General features: G+C 37.6%; 21 protein-coding genes. 2 read left to right on the plus strand and 19 right to left on the minus strand.

Translation table 11 applies throughout. The annotated features are described in order from the left end of the window. Positions 1-22: 22 nt before the first annotated feature. The 6 genes from nirB (IQ10_RS15380) to IQ10_RS15405 all read right to left on the minus strand — a co-directional run bounded on the left by nirB (IQ10_RS15380) (position 23) and on the right by IQ10_RS15405 (position 10,393). Positions 23-2,452, minus strand: a complete 2,430-nt coding sequence (gene nirB, locus IQ10_RS15380; RefSeq protein WP_144451377.1) for a nitrite reductase large subunit NirB — start codon at positions 2,450-2,452, stop codon at positions 23-25. 256 nt (positions 2,453-2,708) lie between these two features. Beyond that, a complete protein-coding gene (gene nasC / locus IQ10_RS15385) occupies positions 2,709-4,859 on the minus strand; it encodes an assimilatory nitrate reductase catalytic subunit NasC (RefSeq protein WP_144451378.1) in 2,151 nt (716 codons plus the stop codon). Positions 4,860-4,934: 75 nt separating this feature from the next. Beyond that, positions 4,935-7,283: a nitrite reductase large subunit NirB gene (nirB, locus tag IQ10_RS15390; protein ID WP_144451379.1), complete on the minus strand. Its 2,349-nt coding sequence runs from the start codon at positions 7,281-7,283 to the stop codon at positions 4,935-4,937. Between the two features lie 202 nt (positions 7,284-7,485). Continuing rightward, positions 7,486-9,591, minus strand: coding sequence for a sensor domain-containing protein (locus IQ10_RS15395; RefSeq protein ID WP_144451380.1), 2,106 nt, complete (start codon positions 9,589-9,591; stop codon positions 7,486-7,488). Between the two features lie 296 nt (positions 9,592-9,887). Continuing rightward, complete coding sequence (locus IQ10_RS15400) at positions 9,888-10,184, minus strand: LysM peptidoglycan-binding domain-containing protein (RefSeq protein ID WP_144451381.1); 297 nt, start codon at positions 10,182-10,184, stop codon at positions 9,888-9,890. Between the two features lie 20 nt (positions 10,185-10,204). Further along, positions 10,205-10,393 (minus strand): LysM peptidoglycan-binding domain-containing protein, encoded by a 189-nt coding sequence (locus IQ10_RS15405; RefSeq protein WP_158640061.1) that lies wholly within the window; start codon positions 10,391-10,393, stop codon positions 10,205-10,207. A 257-nt stretch (positions 10,394-10,650) separates the two neighbouring features. Between IQ10_RS15405 and IQ10_RS15410 the strand changes: the two genes are divergently transcribed. Continuing rightward, positions 10,651-11,580, plus strand: coding sequence for a manganese-dependent inorganic pyrophosphatase (locus IQ10_RS15410; RefSeq protein WP_144451383.1), 930 nt, complete (start codon positions 10,651-10,653; stop codon positions 11,578-11,580). Between the two features lie 52 nt (positions 11,581-11,632). On the opposite strand, the gene IQ10_RS15415 is transcribed toward IQ10_RS15410, so the two are convergent. The 7 genes from IQ10_RS15415 to IQ10_RS15445 all read right to left on the minus strand — a co-directional run bounded on the left by IQ10_RS15415 (position 11,633) and on the right by IQ10_RS15445 (position 19,137). Further along, positions 11,633-12,931 (minus strand): globin-coupled sensor protein, encoded by a 1,299-nt coding sequence (locus IQ10_RS15415; RefSeq protein WP_144451384.1) that lies wholly within the window; start codon positions 12,929-12,931, stop codon positions 11,633-11,635. Between the two features lie 356 nt (positions 12,932-13,287). Then, entirely contained in the window at positions 13,288-14,373 is a 1,086-nt protein-coding gene (locus IQ10_RS15420) for a Ger(x)C family spore germination protein (RefSeq protein WP_144451385.1), read from the minus strand. A 1-nt stretch (position 14,374) separates the two neighbouring features. Then, positions 14,375-15,490, minus strand: a complete 1,116-nt coding sequence (locus tag IQ10_RS15425) for a GerAB/ArcD/ProY family transporter (protein WP_144451386.1) — start codon at positions 15,488-15,490, stop codon at positions 14,375-14,377. A gap of 4 nt (positions 15,491-15,494) precedes the next feature. After that, the gene (locus IQ10_RS15430; protein WP_144451387.1) at positions 15,495-16,988 is read right to left on the minus strand and encodes a spore germination protein; all 1,494 of its coding nucleotides are present in this window, start codon (positions 16,986-16,988) and stop codon (positions 15,495-15,497) included. 164 nt (positions 16,989-17,152) lie between these two features. After that, positions 17,153-17,761, minus strand: a complete 609-nt coding sequence (locus tag IQ10_RS15435; protein WP_242009863.1) for a nitroreductase family protein — start codon at positions 17,759-17,761, stop codon at positions 17,153-17,155. A gap of 82 nt (positions 17,762-17,843) precedes the next feature. Beyond that, positions 17,844-18,698 (minus strand): VOC family protein, encoded by an 855-nt coding sequence (locus IQ10_RS15440; protein WP_144451389.1) that lies wholly within the window; start codon positions 18,696-18,698, stop codon positions 17,844-17,846. A gap of 37 nt (positions 18,699-18,735) precedes the next feature. Then, positions 18,736-19,137 carry a DoxX family protein gene (locus IQ10_RS15445; RefSeq protein ID WP_144451390.1) on the minus strand — a complete coding sequence of 134 codons (402 nt, stop codon included), beginning with the start codon at positions 19,135-19,137 and terminating at the stop codon, positions 18,736-18,738. Positions 19,138-19,285: 148 nt separating this feature from the next. Between IQ10_RS15445 and IQ10_RS15450 the strand changes: the two genes are divergently transcribed. Then, entirely contained in the window at positions 19,286-19,612 is a 327-nt protein-coding gene (locus IQ10_RS15450) for a winged helix-turn-helix transcriptional regulator (RefSeq protein WP_144451391.1), read from the plus strand. Positions 19,613-19,766: 154 nt separating this feature from the next. On the opposite strand, the gene IQ10_RS15455 is transcribed toward IQ10_RS15450, so the two are convergent. From IQ10_RS15455 to IQ10_RS15480, 6 genes are all read right to left on the minus strand, one after another. After that, positions 19,767-19,904: a helix-turn-helix domain-containing protein gene (locus IQ10_RS15455; RefSeq protein WP_144451392.1), complete on the minus strand. Its 138-nt coding sequence runs from the start codon at positions 19,902-19,904 to the stop codon at positions 19,767-19,769. A gap of 163 nt (positions 19,905-20,067) precedes the next feature. After that, positions 20,068-20,967, minus strand: a complete 900-nt coding sequence (locus tag IQ10_RS15460; RefSeq protein ID WP_144451393.1) for an aldo/keto reductase — start codon at positions 20,965-20,967, stop codon at positions 20,068-20,070. A 131-nt stretch (positions 20,968-21,098) separates the two neighbouring features. Further along, on the minus strand, positions 21,099-21,941 hold the full coding sequence (locus IQ10_RS15465) for a sugar phosphate isomerase/epimerase family protein (RefSeq protein WP_144451394.1): 843 nt from the start codon (positions 21,939-21,941) through the stop codon (positions 21,099-21,101). 27 nt (positions 21,942-21,968) lie between these two features. Then, entirely contained in the window at positions 21,969-23,003 is a 1,035-nt protein-coding gene (locus IQ10_RS15470) for a zinc-dependent alcohol dehydrogenase family protein (protein WP_242009859.1), read from the minus strand. A 91-nt stretch (positions 23,004-23,094) separates the two neighbouring features. Beyond that, positions 23,095-24,282, minus strand: a complete 1,188-nt coding sequence (locus IQ10_RS15475; RefSeq protein WP_144451395.1) for a substrate-binding domain-containing protein — start codon at positions 24,280-24,282, stop codon at positions 23,095-23,097. Positions 24,283-24,687: 405 nt separating this feature from the next. After that, on the minus strand, positions 24,688-26,022 hold the full coding sequence (locus IQ10_RS15480) for a hemolysin family protein (RefSeq protein WP_144451396.1): 1,335 nt from the start codon (positions 26,020-26,022) through the stop codon (positions 24,688-24,690). Positions 26,023-26,031 lie beyond the last annotated feature (9 nt).

Genomic DNA, 26,031 nt, shown 5'->3' on the forward strand with positions numbered 1-26,031 from the left:
TGTCTCCTCCTTCATTACTTCATTACTTCATTACTTCAACTTGCTTCTTCTCAAATAGTTCTTTTTGTTTTTCCTCGCTATCAACAATTTCCTTCCAAGGGTCTTTACGATTAGAAAGAGCAATATCCATTCTTTCAATTAACGCCTTGAAATTTTCTTTATCTTCAAGAATGACTTTCTTCATATGATCCAAACCAACACGTTCAACAAAGTGAGATGTACGCTCTAGGTATCTCGCATTTTCACGGTAATATTGCATAAACGCACTAATCGTATCGATGATTTCTTCTTTTGTTTTTACTTTACAGAACAGATCACCACGACGAAGATCGACACCACCATTCCCAGCTACATAAAGCTCCCAAGCACCTTCTACACCGACAATACCGAAGTCTTTAATACCAGACTCAGCGCAATTTCGTGGACAAGCCGATACAGCCATTTTCACTTTATGCGGTGTATTAATGTACTCAAATTTTTTCTCAAGCTCAATGCCAAGGCCAATTGAATCTTGCGTACCAAAACGACAGAACTGCTCCCCTACACACGTTTTAACCGTACGAAGCGCTTTGGCATAAGCAGAACCTGATCTCATTCCTAAATCGCCCCACACTTTTGGTAAATCTTCTTTCTCGACACCAAATAAATCGATTCGCTGTCCTCCAGTTACCTTCAAAAGAGGAATATTGTATTTATCAGCAACATCAGCAATTTTACGTAATTGCTCCGAGTTGGTAACACCACCGTACATTCTTGGAACGACGGTAAATGTGCCGTTATGATTAATATTGGCGTGAACCCGTTCGTTGATGAAACGCGACGTATGATCGTCTTTATTCTTAATTGGATCAACCATTCCTAAGTAGTAGTTAATGGCTGGACGACATTTTGAACATCCTTCATCAGAATTCCATCCAAGTACATTCATCACTTCTCTTGGATAAGATAAGCCCAACTCACGAATTTCAGCAACGACCTCTTCATGTGTTAAGTCAGTACAGCCACACATCGGCTCCTTCGTATTTGTCACAGCTTCACCAGTTGTAAACGCAAGGAGATCGGCTACTAGCGGTTTGCAACCCCCACATGAACGCGAGGCATTTGTGCATTGTTTTACTTCTTCAACCGTTGTTAATCCTCGTTCTGTGATCGCTGTACAAATATCACCTTTTGACACCCCATTACACCCACAGATCGTTTCACTATCTGCCATCGTCGCTACTGGACTTACTTTGGAATCCGAACTATTTTCTGACGGCAAGATAGCTACTTTACTCATATTAGAAATATCTTGACCCTCTCTCATCATTTGCAAAAGACGAGGCGAATCGGCTGTATCACCGAAAAGAACAGCTCCAATTACTTTGTTATCTTGAACAACGACTTTTTTATAAATTCCTTCAAACTCATCATGCACACGAATCGCCTTTGTTTGCTCATTATCTTGAAATTTCCCTGCAGAGAACACATCGACACCAGATACCTTTAATTGTGTATAAACGATGGAGCCTTGGTATCCAGGAGTTATTGTATTTTCTCTTGTACAAATATGTTCTGCTAATACTTTCCCTTGCTCGTACAACGGAGCAACAAGTCCATATGCAATTCCTCTATGCTCGGCACATTCACCAACGGCATAAACATTAGGCACGTTTGTCTCCATGTAATCATTTACCACAATGGCTCTGTCTGTCTTAAGACCACTCTGCTTGGCGAGTTCAATATTCGGTCTAATCCCTACTGCCATGACAACAAGGTCTGTATCTATACTCGTGCCATCTGTAAAACGAATACCTTCAACACGATTTTTCCCAATAATTTTCTCTGTGTTTTTCTTAAGGTGGAACTTCATCCCTTGCGCTTCAAGCTCTTCACGTAGCATCTTGCCTGCTGGTTCATCCAACTGTCTTTCCATTAAAAAATCAGCAATGTGAATGACATTAACTTCCATATTCAAATTAAGTAAACCTCGTGCTGCCTCTAAACCTAGCAAGCCTCCACCAATGACAACTGCTTTTTTGTAGTTCTTTGATGTTTCAATCATCGTTTCACAGTCTTTTATATTACGAAAAGCGATAACCCCTTCTTTATCCGCTCCTGGCAATGGCAACATAAACGGATTTGAACCAGTTGCGAAAATCAATTTATCGTAGTAACATTGCGTGCCGCTCGCGCTTGTAACAATTTGTTTTTTTGTATCTACTTTAACAACTGGATCTCCTGTATGGAGCGAGACTTGATGTTTGGCATACCAATCATAATCATTTAACACAATATCATTAACGTCCGCATCTCCCTGTAATACCGAAGATAATAAGATACGATTATAGTTCGGATGTGGCTCTTCACCAAACACCGTCATACTGTAGCGATCTGGATCCTTTTTCAAGATTTCCTCTAGTGTACGAATGCCTGCCATTCCGTTCCCTATTAGTACCAGTTTCTCTTTCATTACGATCCTCTCCTATTCATACTAAAGAAAAATTCCTCTAGATTAGCTTCTTTTCATTTTTCGGATTTATCTGAACCGTTCTTTCTTAATTATCAGTGTAATGGAAGAATAACTTTTCATGTGGAAACGTGTTATATATTCTTACATGTAATTTAACCAATGTGAGCAAAACAAGCATTAAACTACCTTTCGAACCTAGATTTCTTCTATATTCAAAAAACAGGAAGTCCACTTGAGCAAACTTCCTGTTCCTTGATTATTGATTGACTTGTTCGTGAACCGATTTAACTTTTACAGTTGTTACTTTAAATCCAGGCATTCTGCACGTTGGGTCTAATTCCTTTGATACTAGGTTATTAACATTTTGAGAGTCTGCCCAGTGGAATGGGACAAAAACCGTATCTTGTCTAATCTCATTCGATAACAGGCTCCTAACCTCGATTTTTCCTCTTTTCGATTCGATCTCGACTAGCATATTGTCTCGAATACCATATTTAAATGCTGTCTCTGGATGAATTTGAAGATGTGATTCAACATTCCTTGCAGCCAAAGCTGCACTTTTCCTCGTTTGTACTCCTGTTAAGTAATGAGACATAATCCGACCTGTCGTTAAATATAGCGGAAATTCATTACTAGCTTTTTCTTTTGGTACATTTGACTCGTTTGCTACGACAATCATGATTCCTTTTTTATCTGTATGTTGAAATGACTCTTCAAATAGCGTTTCTGTCCCCTCATGCTCAAGCGTTGGACATGGCCAGAACATCCCATCATTTTTTCTAATACGCTCATAGGTAATCCCGTAATAATCAGCTACACCGCCACGACTCGCTACTCTCAGCTCATTAAATATGTCTTCTGCTGATGTAAACGAAAAATATTTCTCCTTTCCCATCACCCTAGAAATCTCACAAAGGATCTCCCAATCATGCTTTGTTTGACCAGGTTTCTCTTTCGAAGCTTCCCTTAGCGTGACACGCCCTTCTAAGTTTGTCATCGTTCCCTCGTCTTCTAAATAAGACGTTGTCGGTAAAATCAAATCAGCTAATTGACCTGTTTCCGAGATAAACATATCGACACTAACGAGAAACTCTAATTTTTTTAATGCCTCTTTGACGTAGGTAGCATTTGGATTCGAAACGATTGGATTTGAGCCCATGATAAACATTGCTTTAATATCGCCCTCATGGACTTTTTCAAACATCTCATAAGCCGAGACACCTTTTCGCGGCAAATCTTCCTTTTCAATCCCCCATATATTTGCGATATAAGCACGATGCTCTTCATTTTCTATAGAGCGATATCCTGGTAATTGATCGGCTTTTTGTCCGTGCTCACGGCCACCTTGCCCATTTGCTTGACCAGTGATTGCTCCGTAACCACAGCTAGGTTTGCCAATCTTCCCTGTCACCATCAGCATATTTAAAAGATTCCGCACCGCCATATATCCATCTGTCTGTTGTTCGACTCCTCGAGCTGTAAAAATCATTCCCGTCTTCTTTGCACCAAAGACTCGAGCTGCCTTTTGAATATCAGCAATTGCAACACCTGTATGCTCAGATATCTCTTCTAATTTCATCATAGAAAGGTGCTGTTCTATTTCCTTAAAGCCCTTTGTTCGTTCTTCTATAAAAGAGGCGTCAGTGTACCCTTCATCAAGCAAAACTTTCAATAGCCCATTCACTAAAGCTGCATCTGTTCCTGGCTTAAGTTGCAAATGGAGATCAGCTAATTTGGTTGTCTCCGTCTTCCGCGGATCAATTACAATCACATAGGTCCCATTTTCCTTCGCTCGTTCAAAATAAGGCATAATGGTTGGCTGACATTCTGCAATATTTGTTCCTGATAAAATCATACAATCTGTTTCCTCGATTTCGGATAATCGATTTGTTAAGCCTCGGTCAATCCCAAACGCTTGATTAGCCGCAGATGCAGCTGCTGACATACAAAAACGTCCATTATAATCAATGTATTTCGTCTTGAGCGTCACTCTAGCAAACTTACCTAGTAAATAGGACTCTTCATTTGTTAAAGATCCCCCGCCGTATACAGATACAGCGTTTTTGCCATGTTCTTTTTGGATCTCTTCAAACTTTTCCTTAATAATAGCTAAAGCCCGCTCCCACGTAATTTGCTCAAAACCACCATTTACCTTTAATAATGGATATTTAATTCGGTCGCGATGAGTTGCATGTTGATGGGCATTTAATCCTTTTACACAAAGACGCCCCTCTGATGTGGGGTTGTCCTTTGCAATAGTTTTATAGCGTTTACGCGTGACAACAGATTGTTCAATGACTTGCATTTTACACTGCATACTACAAAATGGACACTGCGTATCATAAGTCCTCTCTGACTGGACTTGCTGTTGCTTCGTACGAAAGTATTTTAGTAAAAGGTCCGTCATCATTTCACATCCTTTTGGGTGCTCTTTTTGTGACTTTCAATGATCGTTAATAATTCAGTTTCTAGTAAAACAAATTCAATTCAGTGACCATTCTTTAAGGTCCTTCTTTGATACATCTACTTGAAATCTCCCAAGTAAATCCTCGCGAAGATCGAGATCGAATAACACTTCTCGTACATGAACCATACTTACCCGATTCATCCAATCCTTTGTTGTTTCTAAATAATTGGCCGTCTCACGGTAATACTGCACCAACGCTGTCGTAATTGAAATCGCTTCTTCATTCGTGTCTGCTATACATAAAAGTGACCCTTCCTCAGGCACACGACTAAACTGACCACCTAGATACAATTCCCATCCTCTATTGATCTTGATCAAGGCAATATCGTGAAGCTTAGCCTCAAAGTTATGTTGACTTGCAGATACACTTATTGCGATATGTTGAGGAGTGTGTATGCATTCTAATTTTTTATCAAGTACCACTGACAACTGAAGAGATTCTTTCTTATCACGCACAGATATAGATTCACTTAAATATGTTCTAGCACTTTGAACGGTATACTTAAATGGAGTCTTTTTTTTCATACCTAGTTCTCTCATGACTGCTTTTAAGTTGGCTTTCTTTATCCCCATTAGCTGCATTCGTTGAGTAGAGGATAAAACGACAGAGGAGATGTCATGCGTTTCCATTAAATACGTGATTCTTCGCAAATCAGCAACTGTTGCCATTCCGCCATACATTTGTGGAGTAACAGTATACATTCCATCATCCTGTAAGGACACACCAAGATATTTTCCTTTCATCACTTGCTCATCGCGATCTCCTGAATAGATCATCCCTAAATAATATTGAACAGCAGCCGTACAGGTTGAACAGCCTTCGAAGCTACTCCAATCAAGTTGTATTCTGACGTCATCGATCGTTTTTAGTTGTCTTTGTTGTATCTCTTCTACGACTTCGTTTTCTGTTAATGTCGTACAGTCACATAATGATTTAGCCTCAATAAATTCATCAAAGTCATCACTTTGCGTATAAGTCAGCAACTCACAAACTAATGATTTACAGCCACCGCAAGACCCAGATGCTCTGGTCGATTGTTTAATTTGATCAACCGTCGTTAATCTACCTGTTTGAACAGCTTCAAGAATGGCTCCTTTTGACACATTATTACACTGACAAATCACCTCAGATTGTTCCATTAATGCGATTCTATTTTCATTACTACTTATTGACTGATTTAAAACAGTAGCTTTAACAACTTCCGCTTCTGCTCCTTTCTTAATGAAATCAATTAACTTAGACCCATCACGCGTATCACCAAACAGAACTGCACCAATAGCAATCCCGTCTCTAAAGACGACCTTCTTATAGATGCCTTCTACTTCGTCAAAGATTTTCACACTTTTTACATTGTCATCATCATGGAATTCACCAACAGAAAAGACATCAATACCTGAAATTTTTAGTTGCGTTGAAAGAACAGAACCTTGATAACCCCTGCTAGGTTTCTCGCATATATGCTTCGCTAATTCTCTACCTTGCTCATAAAGTGGTTTGACTAACCCGTATACCATCCCACGATGCTCAACACATTCCCCAACAGCGTAAATATCTGGATCACTTGTCTGCAAATGATCATTGACGATGATGGCACGATTTGTTTCTAGTCCACTATCAATCGCCAACTGAATATTTGGCCTCACTCCTACAGCCATAATAACCAGATCAGCCTCTACTTCGGAACCATCTTTAAATCGAACCGCTTCTACCCGCTTTCCTCCAATTATTTCTTCAGTCGCTTTATTTAATAAAAAATGCATCCCTTGTTTTTCTAATTCATGCTGCAGTAATGTTGATGCTGTCCTATCTAGCTGTCTTTCCATTAAACAGTCACCAAGATGGACGACATCAACATTCATACCTAAATGTAAGAGCCCTCTTGCTGCTTCTAATCCAAGTAGGCCTCCGCCAATTACAACAGCTTTCTTATAAGACTTCGAAGCTTCAATCAACTTCTCACAGTCTTCAATCGTTCGAAACGATAGAATTCCTTCTTTTTCGCTGCCTGGTACCGGTATCACAAATGGTGTTGAACCCGTCGCAATAATAAGCTTGTCATATCCAACAACACGATTCTGATTTGTTCTAATTAATTTTTGATCACGTTCTATTTTGATAACTGCTTCATTTGAATACAATGTTATCCTTTTCTCGGCATACCACTCACGACTATTAATTTCAGTTGCCTCAATGGATGTATTCCCTTGCAAAACTGATGAAAGCAAGATTCGATTATAGTTAGCATGTGGTTCACTTCCAAACACCACGATGTCAAATTGGCTAGATTGAATGTTTAAAATTTCTTCGACAGAGCGGACCCCAGCCATACCATTTCCTATCACAACTAGCTTTTGATTTCCCATCGTAAACCTCCAGCAATGTAAAATGTCTTATTTGCAAATATTCAGTATATTATCTATTTCTTTTGATTATGGCATACTCTCTTTTGAAAAAAATGAACTCTGTTATATCTTTTCACATACAAAATAACTAACGACTTTGATTATTATGCAAATAACAAAAAACACTCCCTTCTTTTTTAGACTGGAGTGTTTCTTCTTATATTCAAAGCACTCGTTTCCGTAATAATTCACGAAACTGCTCATGTTTGACTGGCTTACTGAGGTAAAAGCCTTGTATTTCATCACACTCGAGTTCTTTTAACATCGTTAAATGTTCCTCTGTTTCAATCCCTTCACCAACAACTCGAATGTTTAATTCTTTAGCCAATTGTATAATACAACGAATAATCGCTATATCTTTTTTGTTTTGGATTCCTTGAATAAAAGATTTATCGATTTTTAATGTATCAATCTCAAATTTCTTTAAATATGAAAGAGAGGAGAAGCCAGTCCCAAAATCATCTAACGCGACTTTAATCCCTTTTTCATGTAAGTATGCGAGGGCTTCCGACATGATTTCCTCATTTTTAATAATCGTACTCTCAGTAATTTCGAATTCAATTAAATGTGGCGGAATCTGATTTTGATCTAATAATGAACATAAAGTCCGCTCCCAATTTCTTCTCATAAATGTTTGAGCCGATAAGTTTACGGAGATCGGAACAACTAGATGTGAACCGTCCTTTATCCATGTCTTTAACTGCTCGCAGACATGATTTAATACCCACTCGCCGATATCCGAAACCAACCCACTTTGCTCCGCTAAAGGAATAAACAAACCCGGAGGTATCCGCCCACCTTCTGGGTGTTCCCACCTTACTAAAGCCTCGGCGCTCACAATTTCATTTGTGATCACATCTACTCGTGGTTGAAATTCAACAAATAACTCATTTTGAATTAATGCTCGTCTCAAATCAGATTCTAGCTTAAATTCATTTTCATGCTCACCTTTCATAGTTGGAGTATAGATTTGATAAGAATTATTCCCTAAATCCTTTGCCATACTTAAGGCCATCTGAGCATTACTTAATAGTTTATGGCTATTTTTCCCATCAGTAGGATAACAAGTAATACCAATACTTGTCGAAATAAAAAGTTCAAATTTTTCAATGTGAAAAGGGCTTTTTAAAACCCGTAAAACTCGTTCGACATATGGAACAATATCGCTATCATTATTTCTGACTACAATTGCAAACACATCTCCACCTATTCGCGCTAACAGATTCTGCTCCTGTATAACGGAGGCGACTCTAACTGAAAAAGCCTGCAATAAGCGATCTCCAATCGTATGTCCTAGCGTGTCATTCAAGTACTTAAAACGATCAAGATCGAAGTAAATAAGAGAAAAAGGAAGCTCAGCTTCAACCATCCCATTTATCTTTTCAATTAAATATCTTTTGTTAGGTAATTCTGTTAAATGGTCGTAGTAGATGAGTCTCATTTTTTTCTCTTCAAGTACTTTTTGTTCGGTAATATCTACAATAACACCATCTAAACGAAAGAGCTCGCCATCCTCATTTAAAATCGGAATCGTATAATCCTGAACCCAACGAACGTCACCATTTATATGAATAACCCTATACTCATGTTTTACTTTTTGACCATTAAGCAGCATCGGTTTCTGTTTTCGATAATGTTCCACATCATCAGGATGGATAAAGTCTTGCCAATTCAAATGCCGCTCCTTGTATACCTCAGCAGAGACCCCTATTAAATCGATAATAGACGTAGAAATATATACTGTTGTTTGATTTTTCGTATCTACAGACCATAACACACTATCAACATTCTCATAAATCGTTAAAAGCTGTTGCTGATTCTTTTTTAGCAGATCTTTTGTCAATTTAAATTCCGTTATATCATGAATAAGGCCAAGAACCCCGACTAATTCGTTTCCAAGTGAAATTGGCATATATAAAATTTCCACTAAAATTGGTCCTGTCAATTGATTATCTTTCTTATTAACACCCATTTTCACAGGCTGCTCCATAACATCAGCAAACCACTTTTCATCATTTAAATCAAAAGTATCATGAAGGAAGCGATTCAGCTGATCGATTACCTTGTTATCATCTAGGCCAAGAATTCTTTTAGCCGATTCATTGTAATAACGTACATTTCCATGTAAATCAATATAAAACACACCGTCAGGATAATATTTAAAAAAATAGTCCAAGAAATATTCGTCAGTACACAGCTCTTTTAACACACTGTATTCATCAGATTCATGATTTTTAATCAACTCGAGAAGCTGGTTGATTTTACTCAATTCAATGACCCCTTTTCAGCACTCTTCATCTACTACTCTTTTCACCGCTGTGCAATGAACAGAACATTCAGTTTTTTACCATAAAACGGGGATATTACTTTATTTTTATGCTATTAACGAAAAATACCCTAGTTTCTTTATCTTATAAAAATTATTTCACTGTCACAATGCATCTTTATAAAGTGTCGATTTACAGCGTCAAATGGGCTATTATGGAGCTTGAATGGATCTTTTTTAAACCTTATATGTAATAAGAAGTGATAAAGGTCCTTTCCTTTATCACTTCTTGGCCTCTTTTATTCCACACCTACTTCAGGAATCAAAATCCCAAAACCAGTAAAAATAACATCATTTGAGAAGCTCTGTCGTCTTTGATTCGCTTGAATAATCGCTTGAATCGGCACTGCATATTGTTTAGCAATCCTCCAAAGAAATTCTCCTTCTTCAACAATATGAACCCTAAGTGGCATGACAATCATTTGATTAACCATAATCTCATCTGGATTGGTTAATTGAGGATTCAGATTGATCATTCTCCTTACATCGACAGAAAACTTGCTCGCGATCAAATTTAACGTGTCACCTGGATTCAAAAATAAAACACCTGTGTCGCTTAGCCATCACGCTTGGGAACAATTAGTTCTTGCCCCAAAAAAATCAGACCTGGATCTGTGAAAGGAGGATAAAGCCCGTTTAGCTGTTCAATTTCCTCAATCGTACTTTCTAACTTTGTAGCAATACCATACAACGTATCATTAGGCTTAACGGTATAAATAAAGTAGATCCCCTGTTCAGCGAGCACTTTATTTCCTCCTCTAATGTAGATCTATCATTGTATGCTATACATTAGCGACCCAACATGTGCATGGAAAATTAGTACGCTTCACCCTATTTCCATTACAAATTCCAAGTAAAAAGAGTGGTTCATTCAGTTTTTTGCAAAATATTTGAATAAAAAAGGGAAATATCTGATTTTCAATATTCCGTTTCAACCTCGAATTATGTTAAGTTATAAAAGGAATGTCTATCAAAATCTCGATAAACTAAAGGAGTGTCATTATGGAGAAAGTACTTATTTTCGGTCACAAAAACCCAGACACAGATTCAATTTGTTCTGCTATTGCCTACGCTGATTTAAAAACAAAATTAAACATGAACGTAGAACCAATACGTTTAGGTGAAATTAACGGAGAAACAAAATTTGCATTAGATTATTTTAAAGCGAAAGAACCTCGTTTAGTAGAAGCCGTTGCTAGCGTTGCAAAAGAAGTCATTCTTGTCGATCACAATGAAAGCCAACAAAGCGCTGATGATATTAATGAAGTTCGTGTCCTAGAAGTCATTGATCACCACCGAATTGCAAATTTTGAAACAAGCGATCCATTGTATTACCGCGCTGAGCCTGTTGGTTGTACAGCAACCATTTTGTACAAGCTATATAAAGAAAATGAAATTGAGATTCCAAAAGAAATAGCTGGACTTATGCTTTCTGCTATTATCTCTGATTCTCTATTATTTAAATCTCCAACATGCACAGAGGAAGATATCAAAACAGCACAAAAGCTAGCTGACATTGCTGGAGTAGATAGTGAAGCATACGGATTAGACATGTTAAAAGCTGGTGCTGACCTTAGCGACAAAACAGTAGATGAATTAATTTCTCTTGATGCAAAAGAGTTCCAAATGGGTGATTACAAAGTAGAAATCGCACAAGTCAACGCTGTTGATGTAGAAGAAGTATTCGCAAAGAAAAGTGAAATAGAAGCAACGATTGACGGTGTTATTAAAGAAAAGAATTTAGATCTTTTCCTTCTTGTCGTGACAGACATCTTAAATAACGATTCTAAAGCATTAGCACTCGGTTCTGCTACACAAGCTGTTAATGAAGCGTTCAATGTACAATTAGATAACAACGTAGCTCTATTAGAAGGCGTTGTCTCAAGAAAGAAACAAATCGTTCCACAAATTACGGACGCTTTGAAAAAGTAAGTTTGTCAATCCGCATGAAAAAGGATAGCTGCTGCTATCCTTTTTACTTTGTTTATGATTCATTTGTAATATTATTTAACTGATCAGCTGACATCGCAAGCTGTGATGTTGCGTTATTGATCTCTTCTATAACAAGCGCCATATTTTTAAGCTCTTTTTCTACATTTGAATTTTGAACGTTGCTTTGTTCAGTCGATTGAACAATTTTCTTAAAAAAGTCACTTGTCTCTTGTAATCCATTTGTGCTTTCTTTGACTAAATGATCTACATCGGTAATATAGTTTGACATCACATCGATTTGATCATTCGTACGGACAATGAGCTCAGATACCTTACTAACGGAGTTCTTCGTTTGATCAGATAGCTTACGTACTTCTTCAGCGACCACAGCAAAGCCTTTTCCTGCCTCCCCTGCCCTAGCAGATTCAATTGCTGCATTTAAGGCAAGTAAGTTTGTCTGCGCAGCAATTGATTGAACTAAGCTAACAATTTCATTAATTTGTTCAGCTGTTGTTTTAAGGATATTCATTTCTTCTGAAATTTTACCCATGTTATCATCGATTTTGTTTACTTGCTCAGACTGTTCTTGTAATTTCACTGCACCTTCTTTTGAAATCATTTCTACTTCTTGGGAATGATTTGAGGTCTCTTGACTATATGTAAGAACTTCTTCGGATCTAGACTTTAGCTCATCTGTAGCAGCGCTTGTCTCTTCTGATATAGCCGCTAATTCTTCAGCAGTTTCACTCACTTTGGCAACAAGTCGATCTTGTTTAGCTCGGTCTTCGCGAATGATTCGATCTGTTTCGTTTTCATACGCTTCCAATACTAACTGCTGTTCAAAGTTTAATATTTTTGATACAGCTTTTATAGCAGCAAGACTTTCGTCGCGATCTTCATAATATTCATCTATAATATCAATAATCGATTCTAATAAGTCTTGAAACGCGCACATATACCATTTCGGCTGCAACCCAATTCTTACATGGGTGATGGCAATCGTCACTCGTTGCTTAATAAACAGTTCATCAATAACGCCATTAAACATTTCTTGAATATGCCTTTTCAATGTTACCTTCAGTCGTTCAACCGAGCTATGGTCATTAATAATTGCTTTTAACCCACTATTGAACTCTAAGTTTTTATAAAATTGATCGACAATCGATTCTATATTCTCCTCGATAAGTGGTTGCAGCCCTTTAACAAGAACCAAATCCTTTTTATTAAAATGAATCAGATCAAGCTGTACTTGGACTTCTTTTGATACCCTAATCGTCACTTCTTCTTCACTTATACGGTTTTCATTTGAAGATTGTTTAGCTTTTTTATTTGATAGAAATTGAAGCTTCATGAATTTCCTCCTCAAATCATCCTTAATCCCTAAGATAGCCCTTCACTCAACCATGAAAATATAATCAGCCCAACCAAATGCTGGTGTCTTTATAACTAAAGAATATCATATTTAAGAAACAAAAATATGACCTATTCTAACCATATTACAGATTATTTCTGAACATTTCATGTTGTATCTTGCTACGTAACATCAACTTGATCATTATAAAACAACAAAAAGACGGAGCATTATTGCTCCGCCTCCATTTTCATCATTTATCATTTATTGGACAGCTATGTTCAAAGCATTTCTAAGCATAGAATCGTAATAGTTCCACTCAGTTAAAAGATAAAATAAATTAATTAAACGTTTATTTAATGACTGACATTTGTTAAAGGCTGTAGATCAAGCTGATAGTCAACCTCAATCTCCATCTGCTCAAACATATTTATCCACTCTTCTTCGCTCATTGTTTTTTCAAAAGGTTTTTTTGTATGACTTCCAATTTTCAAAGGATCAATTTTCAATTCCTGCAGGTGATTCAATAACTCGGTTGTATGTGTTTCCAAGTAAGATTCAATCTCGTTACCCACTACCGTTAATTCATTTACCTCATGTATGTTTTTATCGCCCTTATACTCCTCGATTCTCGCTGTTAAATCTATATCAATTGAGAGTAACGAATTATTTTGCTCTAGGTTCATATCAACATTTGCACGTATATGACCTAAACTAAGAGATAATTCTGTTATTGGTAATAGTTTTAGAAAATGATCATTACCTATAATTTGCATAATACTTTCTTCTACATTTTGAACAGTTGCAATTAATTTATCATCATTAAAAAGAGCTGTCCCTTCATAAGTGAAATTTTCTTTATCAACTTTGAATAATGGCAAAATGGGATCCTCTAATGGTGTGTATAAATTGTTCTTGAATTCATGAAGATTGACAACGGTCATTTCACCTTGCTTATCTTTTTCGTAATGTTTAAACATTCGGTAGAGAAAATAATCGAGGTTTTCTTGCTTTTCAATTTGGCTGTTCATGTATTCGTCAAATCCCCCTCTGACGACCGCAAGATAAAGCCGTTGTGAAATATCAGGATCTGTTAATACCGTATTGATGATTGGCATTATCCCTTCTTTTGCAACCTCTTCACTAATTAACAGCATGCGAAGCTGTCCAACTTTTAATTCTCTGTAATAAACTAAGTTAAAATTTTTTTCACCTTCTTTTAAAAGGTCTACTGGTAAAGTAAGCAAGCGCTTTTTTTCATTAATCAAGGGCGGCACTAATGTACTGATTTCTAGATCACTCTTTTTCCCTTTATCAATTGACCAAAAGATAACCGGAGCAATTTCTTCGATCATATTATTTTCAACAAAAGGAGAGCAACCTGCTGTTAAAATGACTATACTAATAAAGACTGTCTTCACGATTTGTTGACTATATCGCAATCTATACACGCCCTTTGCGTTTCATCGCTATATAAAGAAGCAACGGAACAAAGAAGTAAGATAAAGCTCCAAACCAAATTTGCAAGTCTAACCAAAAGATTTGCTTTGTTTGATCCTTCCAAATCCACGCATTTACAATAAATAAACTAATTAAAATAATCAGCAAACAAATAGAAAATCCCATTCGAGTCGTCTGTTTCTTTTGATTTCCCATCATGATTCGAGCAGCGCCATAGAAAAATAATAAAAAAAGAGCAGAAACAAATGAGAACAGAAGCAAATAAACAGAGATAAAAATAATATCTACGCGCTCAAAAATAGGGGACTGTAAATACCTAAGCATATGGACGAGCGGAAAGTCTGATTTATTTAAATAATGCGATCCAAAGAAAAACAATGAAGCAATAAACAAAATGACATACTCTACAACAGAAATTCCATTCGCTATCGTTATGTGTTTTAACATTTTATTTTTCACATTTAGCCAAGGAGCCAAACAAATTAAATATTCTGCTCCTCCCAAAGCGGACCATATAAATAGAAGCCTTTTCCAAGGATTAAATGGGCTTTCGGTTGGAATTAAAGGATATAGGTCATAAAGCATTGCAATCGGCGGTTTAAAGAACGGAGCAAACAAAAAAAGCATCCAGATGGAACTGAAGAAAGTAATGACACCAAAGCGTATCGTATTTTCCATTCCTCTAGTAGCAATATAACCACCGCTTAATAAGAGAACAAAAATGAACCAATATGAACTCGTTGAAGGGAAGATAAATTCGTTCACGATTTCCACATAGCCAAGTATAATAACAGTTAACTTTAAGAATATGAACAACAAACCGATTACTGCACAAATACGAACCGTCTTTTCACCCAGTAGCTGAACATAACCTTGATACCCTTTCGCAAAAAATTTTGATGATAGCCATTTTGCCAATACCATCAGATTAAGCTGCGATAGAATTCCTACACCAATGATCCCCCAGATCATATAGGGATCAATTAAATAATTAGGCATGAGGATAATAAAGTAAAGGAGTTGTAAGCGATTCACTAGAAACAGGGCATATATTCCACCAAAGGTTGATGTCTTGCTAAATAATGCAAAGTCTTTCACATTCTCATCTCCTTTGGTTATATCTCCATTTCTTTAATGGATGTAAATGTTCAGGACGAACCTTCATCCAAGTGAGAGGACCACGAATAAATAAGTCAATCCAATCTTTAAAATAAAGTGGTGAAATTGGTGCAAAATAAGGCTGCTTTAGAGAGGTCATTCCATTCAGGTGAGCTAACATTCCAACCAATCCGATAAAAATGCCAATAAAACCCATAACCGAGGCTAACAACACGATAGTGAATTGAATTAGTGTGGTGGCTTTTGTCATTAAATAATTGGGGACTAAAAATGAAGCAATTGCAGATATCCCCATTAAGACAATTAATACTTTACTAGCAAACGCAGCATCCACCGCTGCTTGACCAATGACTATCCCGCCAATCACCCCTAATGTTTGACTTGATTTTGTCGGCATCCGTAGACTTGCTTCTTTAATGATTTCCATAACGATTAAAATGACCAACGCTTCCCAAAAAGGAGTAAAGGGCAATTTACTTCTCGATTCTAGTAAAACAAAAAGAATCTGCATCGGAATCATTTGATAATGATGAGTTGTCAATGCCACATAAATAGGAATGAGCGTCATAGAAATAATAAAACTTAAGTATCTAAGAGAACGTAAAAAACTTGCGACAAGCCAACGATTAATATAATCTTCAGGGGATTGAAACAAATGAAAAAATGTAATCGGTGCATTTAATGCAAACGGTGTATTTTCTACCAAAATCGTAAGCTTACCAATCCCTAATGCATAGGCACAAACATCAGGACGGTCTGTTTGCTGAAATTGTGGGAAAATACTATACTTATGATCTTCCATGAATATTTCAAGTTGAGATGAATCAAGAAACAGATCATAATTAATGCGACTAATACGCTCCCTTGCCTCTTGCACAAATTCTGGATTCGTTATGCCTTCGATATACATTAACACAACGGTTGTTTTACTTAGCGAACCAACTGCGAACTTCTCTGTTTTCAGCTCAGGCAAGGGAAGGCGTCTACGAATCAGCGTAATATTGCTATCCAATTGTTCACTAAAGCTATCCTTTGCCCCGTACAAAATCGTTTCTGTTTCAGATGACTCAATTGCACGACTCAGTGGATTTTCAAGAAGAACCGCCCACCATTTTTGTTGAAGACAATCATTAAAGAGAATAGCTCCAGCAAACAGCTGCTTCTGCGCTTCTTCTAGCGTGTTGACTTCCACTACTTTTGAAATCGTAATGCATTCACGCACCGTTTTTTCATAGGATCTGTGAACGAGTGGCTCAATAATTGATTCATTCAGTCGTTCCTGATCGATTAAGGTTCTTATATAGACAAGTGGGACCTTTTGTTCTTTGTTCGTTTCTCGCTCGATGATTTCGGCATCATCCATGTTCGCTAACATTTCTTGTAGCGATTCTAACGTTAAGGCTTTTTCCGTGGTGTTTTGAGGTGGGTTCTTTTTGTGCTTGTTTTCGATATGGCTCTTCCTTCTAAACATAAACATTCCCGCACCCCCTACTACCTTCTTATGTAACGATTACTTGCCGTTATTATGAGCAGGACTGTTCCACTTTATGCAAATGATCAACAGGTTCAGTTTCCATACCCAATTGTTTTCTTTATCACAATAAAAAAGCACGCAGCCTAAGCTGCATGCTTTGTATTTCATTATTTGAATACTTTCACACGTTCTTCAAGTGGTTTGAACTCTTTATCTCCAGCTGGTGCCGTTGGTTTACCAAATGGCATTTGAGCAACTAGCTTCCAACTGCTTGGAAGATCCCATTCCTTTTTCACTTCATCATCAATAAGTGGGTTATAGTGTTGCAAAGAAGCTCCAAACCCTTCTATCTCTAACGATGTCCAAATGACATATTGAAGCATGCCAGAAGAATGCTGTGACCAAATCGGAAAATTATCCTTATAAGTGGCAAATTGCTCTTGAAGCGTTTCAATAACACTATTGTCTTCAAAGAATAACACTGTTCCATATCCACTACCAAAAGCATTCATTTTCTCTTCCGTCGCTCCAAACTGATCTACAGGAACCATTTTCCTTAACGTCTCAGTCGTGATGTTCCAAAATTTTGTATGCTGCTCTCCAAGTAAAACGACGACTCTTGCACTTTGAGAATTAAAGGCAGAAGGAGTGTGCTTTACAGCGTGATTGATCACTTCATTGATTCGTTCATTTGAAACAACTGCTTCACTGCTTATTCCATAAATAGTGCGTCTTGCTTCTACGGCTGAATAAAAATCTTTTGCGTTATTTTCCATTTGGTTCATCTCCTGTTTCGTTGATTCACCAAATATCTTTTGTAAAATTCCCATGATTAAACCCCATATCATTTTTTATTTTTTAAACTAATAATCGAATATGCGTTCCCGACGGATCTTTTGTTAGCACAACTCCGTCTTCTTCTTTTACAGAAGCCCCCATTGTCTGCAAACGCTCGATAGCTTCTCTTCTTGATTGTTCATTAGGATACACAAGAGAGAACCATTTTAGTCCGACACTATTTTCCGAAGGTGCAGGAGCGCCTACTCCATTCCACGTATTTAAGCCAATATGATGATGATAGCCACCAGTAGAAATAAATAACGCTTGCCCACCATACCTGCAAACAATCTCAAACCCAAGGCCTTTAAGATAAAATTCTTCGGTTTTAGCAAATTCAGATACGTGCAAATGGATATGTCCCATTAAAGTCCCCGCAGGAAGACCATTCCAAGACACGCCTTCGCCTTCTGCTAAAAGATTCTGGACCTCTAATCCTTGCGTGGTCATTTCCACTTCATTGTTATGCCAATTCCACTCATCAGCTGGTCGATCACTATAAATTTCAATACCATTGCCATCAGGATCAGCTAAATAAAGAGCCTCACTAACCAAATGATCCGAAGCTCCTTGCAGAGGATAGCTAATGTTGACAAAATGCTGCAATACTCTAGCTAAATCCGCACGAGTTGGTAAAAGAAGCGCAAAATGATATAAACCAGTTGTACGTGGCTGTTTTGGAATCACACCTTCAGGCTGTTCAATAGACAACAGCGGAGTTTTACCATCAGCTGTAAGTACAGCTTTGTTTTCTGATTGTTCAAGTACTTGAAACCCTATAATGTTTTTGTAAAACGTGAGCGAACGTTCTAGATTTTCAACCTTCAAATCAACTTGACTGACAAACGTATTTGGTGCCTCGTGAAACTGCTTCATTTTTCATGACCTCCCAAGTTAATTGTCGTGCTTACTCTTATTTTGAACGATAGAGAACATTATCTACAGAGAAAAGTGAACTTTTTGCAATCGCAAGATAAATAGAGATAACGAGCAGTGCTAGATCTAATTCATATCCAGCCATTTCAGGAGTTCCTAAAAACCCAGCAGGAAGCTTCACTGTAAAGATGGCTACAACCATAATGATCGCAAATAAAATGGAAACCACTCTTGTTCCAAGCCCTACTATTAACGCAAGTCCACCGACTAATTCAATAATGGCGACTACATATGCTGAAAATCCTGGTAGACCTATGTTTTCGAAAAAGCCTGCTGTATTTCCAATTCCTCCTTGAAATTTCACTAAACCATGAATGAAAAACGTTAAGCCTAAAAAGATTCTTAAAATAAGTGCTCCGACTTCATACTTATTAAACATGCCTTATTCACCCCTGCAAACAAATAGTTAATTACTTTATGTAAGCAATTATATTTTTGTAATTATATTTTGTCAAGTAATTAAATATCTTTAAATAATGTAATTGTTTTTTGAGTGTGTTATAATATTAATATAGGAGTGATGTAAAATGAACAAATCTCTTATTTGTCCTAGATTCGAAAAAGCAATAACCATGTTAAGTCAACGATGGACTGGTCTGATCATTTACCAACTTCTTTCTGGTCCCCAACGTTTCTGTACGATTGAATCTGCAATTGGAGTAAGTGGAAGACTTCTTTCAGAAAGACTAAAGGATTTGGAGAGTGAAGGAATTGTAAATCGTACGGTTTACCCAGAAACTCCTGTCCGCATTGAATATTCTTTAACTGAAAAAGGAGTAGCTTTAGAGCCTCTTATGAAAGAAATTGAATATTGGTCTCAAACTTGGCTAGAAATAGAACATACATCAGAGTAAGACGAAAGCCGACTATCTTAAAAGATAATCGGCTTTTTCTAGATGTCTAGCTACAGCGCCTAGCCGCTCGAGGTTGCTTCAGCCTGTAAATGGTTGCCAAACATTGACAGGTCTCCAGCACTTGTCCCAGCTGGTCAAGGCGCTTTCTCTTTTCTTATTGCGAAATCGCATATGCTTTTATTTTACGATACAAAGTACTCCTCGAAATCCCTAGCTTTCGAGCAACTTCACTTAAATTATCTGTCGTTTGTAACGCGCGCTCGATTAATTGCTTTTCATTCCCTCGTAGCAATCGTGATTAGCGCGATGCTCTTTGCTCTATTTGCTATCCTTTATCTCATTACAGGCCGGACAACAAAGTCGTCGTTGCACGAAGTAAGTAGCTGAAGCTTCAATGTAGACAAACATAACAAGCAAAACATTAGTACGTTTCGCTTGTTATGTTTGAAATTAAGTTAAATAATATCCAACGGAACTTTCTTTTTGGGTGCTGGAAAGACTTGATCAAGTATGCTTAAATCTTCTTCTGTTAATTCAATTGAAGCTGCTTCCGCATTTTGGACGACATGCTGTTCTTGAACGGCTTTTGGAATCGCAATAACATGTTTCGTACGGATCGTCCAAGCGAGAGCGATTTGGAGAGATTTTACATCGTACTTTTCAGCCATCTCAATAATGACGGGATCATTAATTAATTGTTTTCGAAGTGAACCACCTTGAGCAAGAGGACTATACGCCATAATTGGCATATTGTGTTCACGCTGCCACGGTAACAAGTCATAATCAATCCCTCTTGAACCGAGGTGATATAGGACTTGATTCGTTGCACAATTTTGTCCGTTAGGAGCACTCCACAATTCTTTCATATCAGCGGTATCAAAATTGGAGACTCCCCATCTTAAAATCTTCCCCTCCTTTTTCAGCTTCTCCATTCCTTCAATCGTTTCCTCCAGAGGAACTCTCCCTCGCCAGTGTAAGAGGTATAAGTCTAAATGGTCCGTACCAAGTCGCTTTAGACTATTTTCACAAGCCATAGAAAGTTTATCGAGTCCTGCATGATGTGGGTACACCTTCGAGACTAAAAAGACCTCATCTCTACGCCCTTTAATCGCTTCTCCTACTAAACGCTCAGAATCACCATTTCCGTACATTTCAGCTGTATCAATTAAAGTCATACCAAGGTCTATTCCAAGCTGTAAGGCTTTGATCTCTTCATCTTTTGCTTTAGGTGTTTCACCCATATACCATGTTCCTTGTCCTAAGCACGGAATCTTCGTGCCATCTGACAATGTCACAACTCGTTTTTCAAGGTTATTCTTTATCTCTGTTATTTTTGTTGGATTAAGTGAACTCACCTGTCATCTATCCCTTCTATGTATGTAGTCTGATTGATTAATTCAGTAGTATCCTCTACCTGTTTATCATACCTCTAAACATAAAAAAAGATTCTATTCAAGTGACTTACCTCAAATAGAATCTCTACAAGCTATCTCCAAATTTCGTTTACTTTAGCCCTTAAATAATCAATAGATGTTTTTGCGTACCAATCAGGCTCAGCCTGTCTCGTATGGAACCCAACTTCCATTGATAAATAACCCTCATAATTCACTTCTTTCAATGCTTTTAATACCGCATCAAAATCGCCTCTACCTTGACCTGGAGGTAGGCGGTCATTATCCGAAATATGAACGTGATGTAATTTATCAGCCATGCGATACACATAGTCACTTGGCACTTCATTACGGTACAGAGCATGGAATGTATCAAACATCACTTTCACATTTGATGCGCCTGTTTGCTCACTTAATAGCAACGCATCATCAGCTGTTTCAATTAGATTACTGTCAGCTGGAGTAGGCTCAACAACCATTGTCACACCAAGCTCTTTCGCGTATTTCGCTACATTACCTAAGCCTTCTAGACTATAATTCCAGGCATCTTGTTGAGAAGTTCCATGAACAACCCATCCTGCGATCCACATCACTGTAGGACATTCCCATTCATGAGCTAAGCGTACCACTTCTTTATAATGGTTGATCGTAAACTCTCTTTCTTCAGCAAGTGGGGAAGTAGGGTTATTACCTGGTCCACCACCAGGTGCTGGCAGCATTGCCGCTACTTTTAAGTTCTTTTGCTTTAATAATGTTAGAATCTCTTTTCTACGTTCTGGTGATAAATAATCAGGCCAAGCATGCGGACTCGCACAACCAATTTCAATCGCATCATATCCAAAAGAAGAAAGTCGATTAATCACATCCTCTAGTGGATAAGACGGAACCCAAACCGGAAAACTACTATAAGGCCACGTATTAAAAGCAATCCCTTTCATATCTATACATCTCCTTTTCGTCTACTATTATTCCCAAACGAATACTGCTTTTTCAGTCTTTCTTTCGTCAAATAAACGGAAGGCTGTGTCTGCTTCTTCTAATTTGAATGTATGTGTGACAAGCTTTTCAACAGGTAGGTTTTTCTTCACGATAAAGTCAGCAATTTCCTCAAACTCTTGAATTGGGAAATACCATGACCCAATAACAGAGATTTGTTTACGAATGAGTTGTTCACTAGGTTTAATTGTTGTTTCTTTGCTCTCGCCAATAAACGCTACCTGTCCATGAGGTCTCACGCAATCAAGGGCATTATTTTCAGCGAATGGACTACCAGAACAATCAATCGCAGCATCAGCACCTTTACCCTTTGTAATTCTTGCAATCTCTTCTAACACATCAACATTTTGGCCATTAATTGTGTAATCTGCGCCGAATTCTTTTGCTAATTCTAAACGCTCATCAAGCATATCAACAGCAATAACGGTTGCCCCTAAACCTTTTGCAATCATCACACCAGCTCCGCCCATTGGTCCCATACCAAAGATCACAAGTGTGTCTCTTCCAGAAATATTCAATCTTTTTTGCGCATGGAAAAGAGTTCCTACCGCATCAGTTGAAACAGCTGCAGTAACATAGCTCATATCATCTGGTAGCTTCATGCAGTTTTCAGCTGGTGCAACCATATAATCTGCGTCACCACCATGAGCGTCAAACCCGATACATTTAAATTCTTTACAAAACATTTTATATCCACTCTTACAATGTGGACATTCACCACAACCTAATGCTAAGTAAACCGCAACTCGGTCACCTGGCTTTAAAGCTGTTACACCTTCCCCAACTTGTGTAATTTCGCCTGCTGGTTCATGCCCAGGAACAAAACCAACCTTTGATTCTCCTCCAAACACAGATGTTCCATAATACAGGCTCATATCACTACGGCAAATCGCCGATGCTTTCATTTTAATAAGGACTTCACCTTGGCTAGGTGTTGGAATATCAAATTCGCGTATTTCAACTTTTTTATCTCCAGGGAATACTACGCCTTGCATTTTCATCATTAAAACCTCCGTAACTGTTTATGATTCAAAGAGGCTACTAAAGTTGAAGTAGCCTCGAGTTCAATTTCTAAGCTTCTAAAATGTGAGGCGATTATTCAAACGCATCTTGAAGAACATCTGGAGCATCAACGCCATAAACAAGTTTCCAAGAATCTAATAGATTATCTTGTGTTACTTCCAGTGCAGGAGTTGTAACATATGGAGGTGCTTCCTTATCAAGTAATGCATATCCAGCTAAAATAGCTTCGGCAATTCCTTGATCATAGGGTAATTGTGCTCCAATACCTTTAATTGGTCCACCCGTTGCCATCTCGAGACCAACTCTTGTACCTAAGTCTGTCGTTGTAATAACAAGATCACTTTTTCCTGCATTCTTAGCAGCTGAAATTGCCCCTTCTGCTGGTACATCCCAAACAACAAAGATACCATCTAAATCAGGATTTCTAGTCAACATTGCAGCCGCTACTTCTTCACCATCATTTGGTCCAGTAATACCACCACGTGCGACAATTTCCATATTCGGGTATTTTTCAGCAATTGTTTCTTCAAATGCTGCTGTACGTTGTGCAGTTACAAAGAAATCAGCATCATGATAGATCACACCAATTTTCCCTTCGCCGCCAAGTTGTTCACCCATTAATTCTGCTGCGACAACACCATTACCTGCGTTATCTCCTGAGACAATACTCACATAATCTTCACCAGGTACTAAGTCGTTTGCCACACCATCCATGAATACTAGCTTTACGCCAGCATCTGCAGCCCTTTTATATGCGCTTGCAGTAGAAACAGGGTCAACAGGAACTGTAACAATAACATCAGGATTTCTAGCTAATACTGACTCAAGGTCAGTCACTTGCTTTTCTGCCGAGAATTGTGCATCTGTAACAGCAATAACTTCAATACCCATTCTTTCAAATGTAGCTTCTAAGGCTTGAACTTGTGCAGTCATATAGTCAGTACCAGCATAGTGCATAACGATCGCAGCAGTATACTCTCCCGCCTTAATCTCTTCAACCTCTGCTTCAGTCAACTCTAATTCTTTCGCTGAAGCTGCGTCCTCACCATGTGGACCTTTATCTAAAATCTCCTTATCAGGAATATTAGGATTGATCGTAATAGGTCCCGCCGTCGCAACCTCTCTTGTCTCTTCAGTCGTGCTTTCTGTACCTGCCCCTTCTGTTGCATCGGCATTGGAAGCCTCTTGATTACCACACGCAACAAGTAAAAGACTACTGCTTAAGGCAAGCGTTAAAAATAGTGATGTTTTCTTTTTCATAATATCCCTCTTTTTCTAGTTTTTTCATTGCTCCTGATACAATTCCACAGTAATAAATCATTAGCACGTGTAAGAACTATACCACCCCCATTTGTAATCGGTTACATAAATACTCATAGAAAACGTAGGTTTTCAGTTTATTTATTACGCTAAAATGTAATGGATTACATTTTAGCGTAATAAATTATTTAAAAAAATAGTTGCTTACTTAAAAATGAACTATTTCGTTTAAGAATATTATTTGGAAAATTCTTATTATCATTGTAAACGATTACATTTAAACATTCAATAGTAAGTTTAATAGACTTTGTCAAAACAATTATCATATATAAAAAAGCATCTCCCTAACAAAGCGTTTGTTACACATACAGCGCTAATGGAAGATACTTCTATTTTCAAATTGCTCTATTTAACAATCTCTGTCTTATCTACATCTTCTTTTACGGACACCTTTATTTGAATAATACGCTTATCATCCATTTCGTCGACACTAAAGATGAAGTTCTTGTATTCAACAGTTGGATGCTGGTCTCGACTAGGAATGTAACCAAGCTGCCCAATCACAAAACCACTCAACGTATCATATTCTTCATTTGGCAATTCAACATTCAAAGTTTCTTCAACTTCATATAAATTGACGGTTCCAGACATTAGATAATTGTTTTGAGCAAGTTCGATGATTTCTGCTCCATCATTTTCAGGTTCATCATATTCATCAAAGATATTTCCGACAATTTCTTCAATCAAATCTTCAATTGTGACAATCCCGTCGGTTCCTCCATATTCATCTATTGCAATTGCCATGTGAATATTATTTTTTTGCATGTCTTTGAAAAGGTCATCAATTCTTTTCGATTCAAGAACAAAGTAAGGTTCACGAATCATCCCTTTTAAATTAAAGTCATTATCATTACAATTCTCAATAAATTGAATTAAATCCTTTACGTGCAAGACACCGACAATATTATCAATGCTTTCTTCATAAACAGGGAAGCGCGTATACCTTTCAACATTTGCAACACGCACAATTTCCTGTAATGTCGATTCAATTGGAATCGCAACAATATTTGTTCGATGCGTCATAATACCAGAAACGGTTTTATTATCGAATTCAAAAATATTATTAATCATCACTTTTTCAGCTTCTTGAATCGTGCCTTTTTCCTTACCAACATCGACCATCATTCTAATTTCTTCTTCTGTTACATTCTCATCTTCTGCATTTGGATCTACGCCAAACAAACGAACAATGACATTTGTTGATAACGTCAGTAATTTGACAAAAGGAGAAGATATTTTCGATAACAACGTAAGAGGAACGACCGCAAACATCGCAATGGCCTCTGCTTTTTGTAAAGCTAGTCGTTTTGGAACAAGCTCCCCTAATACGAGGGTGAAATAAGAAAGAATCAATGTAATAACAACGACTGAAATCGTTTCAAGCAACCTCTCTGAAATCGGTACACCCAAATTGTATAGAGTTTCTGCTAACTGCCCCGCAAAACTTCCAGCGGCAAATGCACTTGCCAAAAATCCAGCAAGAGTAATACCAATTTGAATCGTCGCTAGAAAACGACTTGGTTCTGAGAGAAGATTTTGTAGCATTTTTGCCTTTTTATCCCCGCTGTTAGCCTTTAACCTAATTTTGTTATCATTTAATGAAATTAATGCAATTTCAGATGCAGCAAAAAAAGCATTTAAGGTAATTAGTACGATTAGTACCAATATTTCCGTTGTCAATAAGACCAA

The sequence above is a fragment of the Halalkalibacter nanhaiisediminis genome, assembly GCF_007830185.1.
GTDB classification, from domain to species: Bacteria; Bacillota; Bacilli; order Bacillales; family Bacillaceae_D; genus Halalkalibacter; species Halalkalibacter nanhaiisediminis.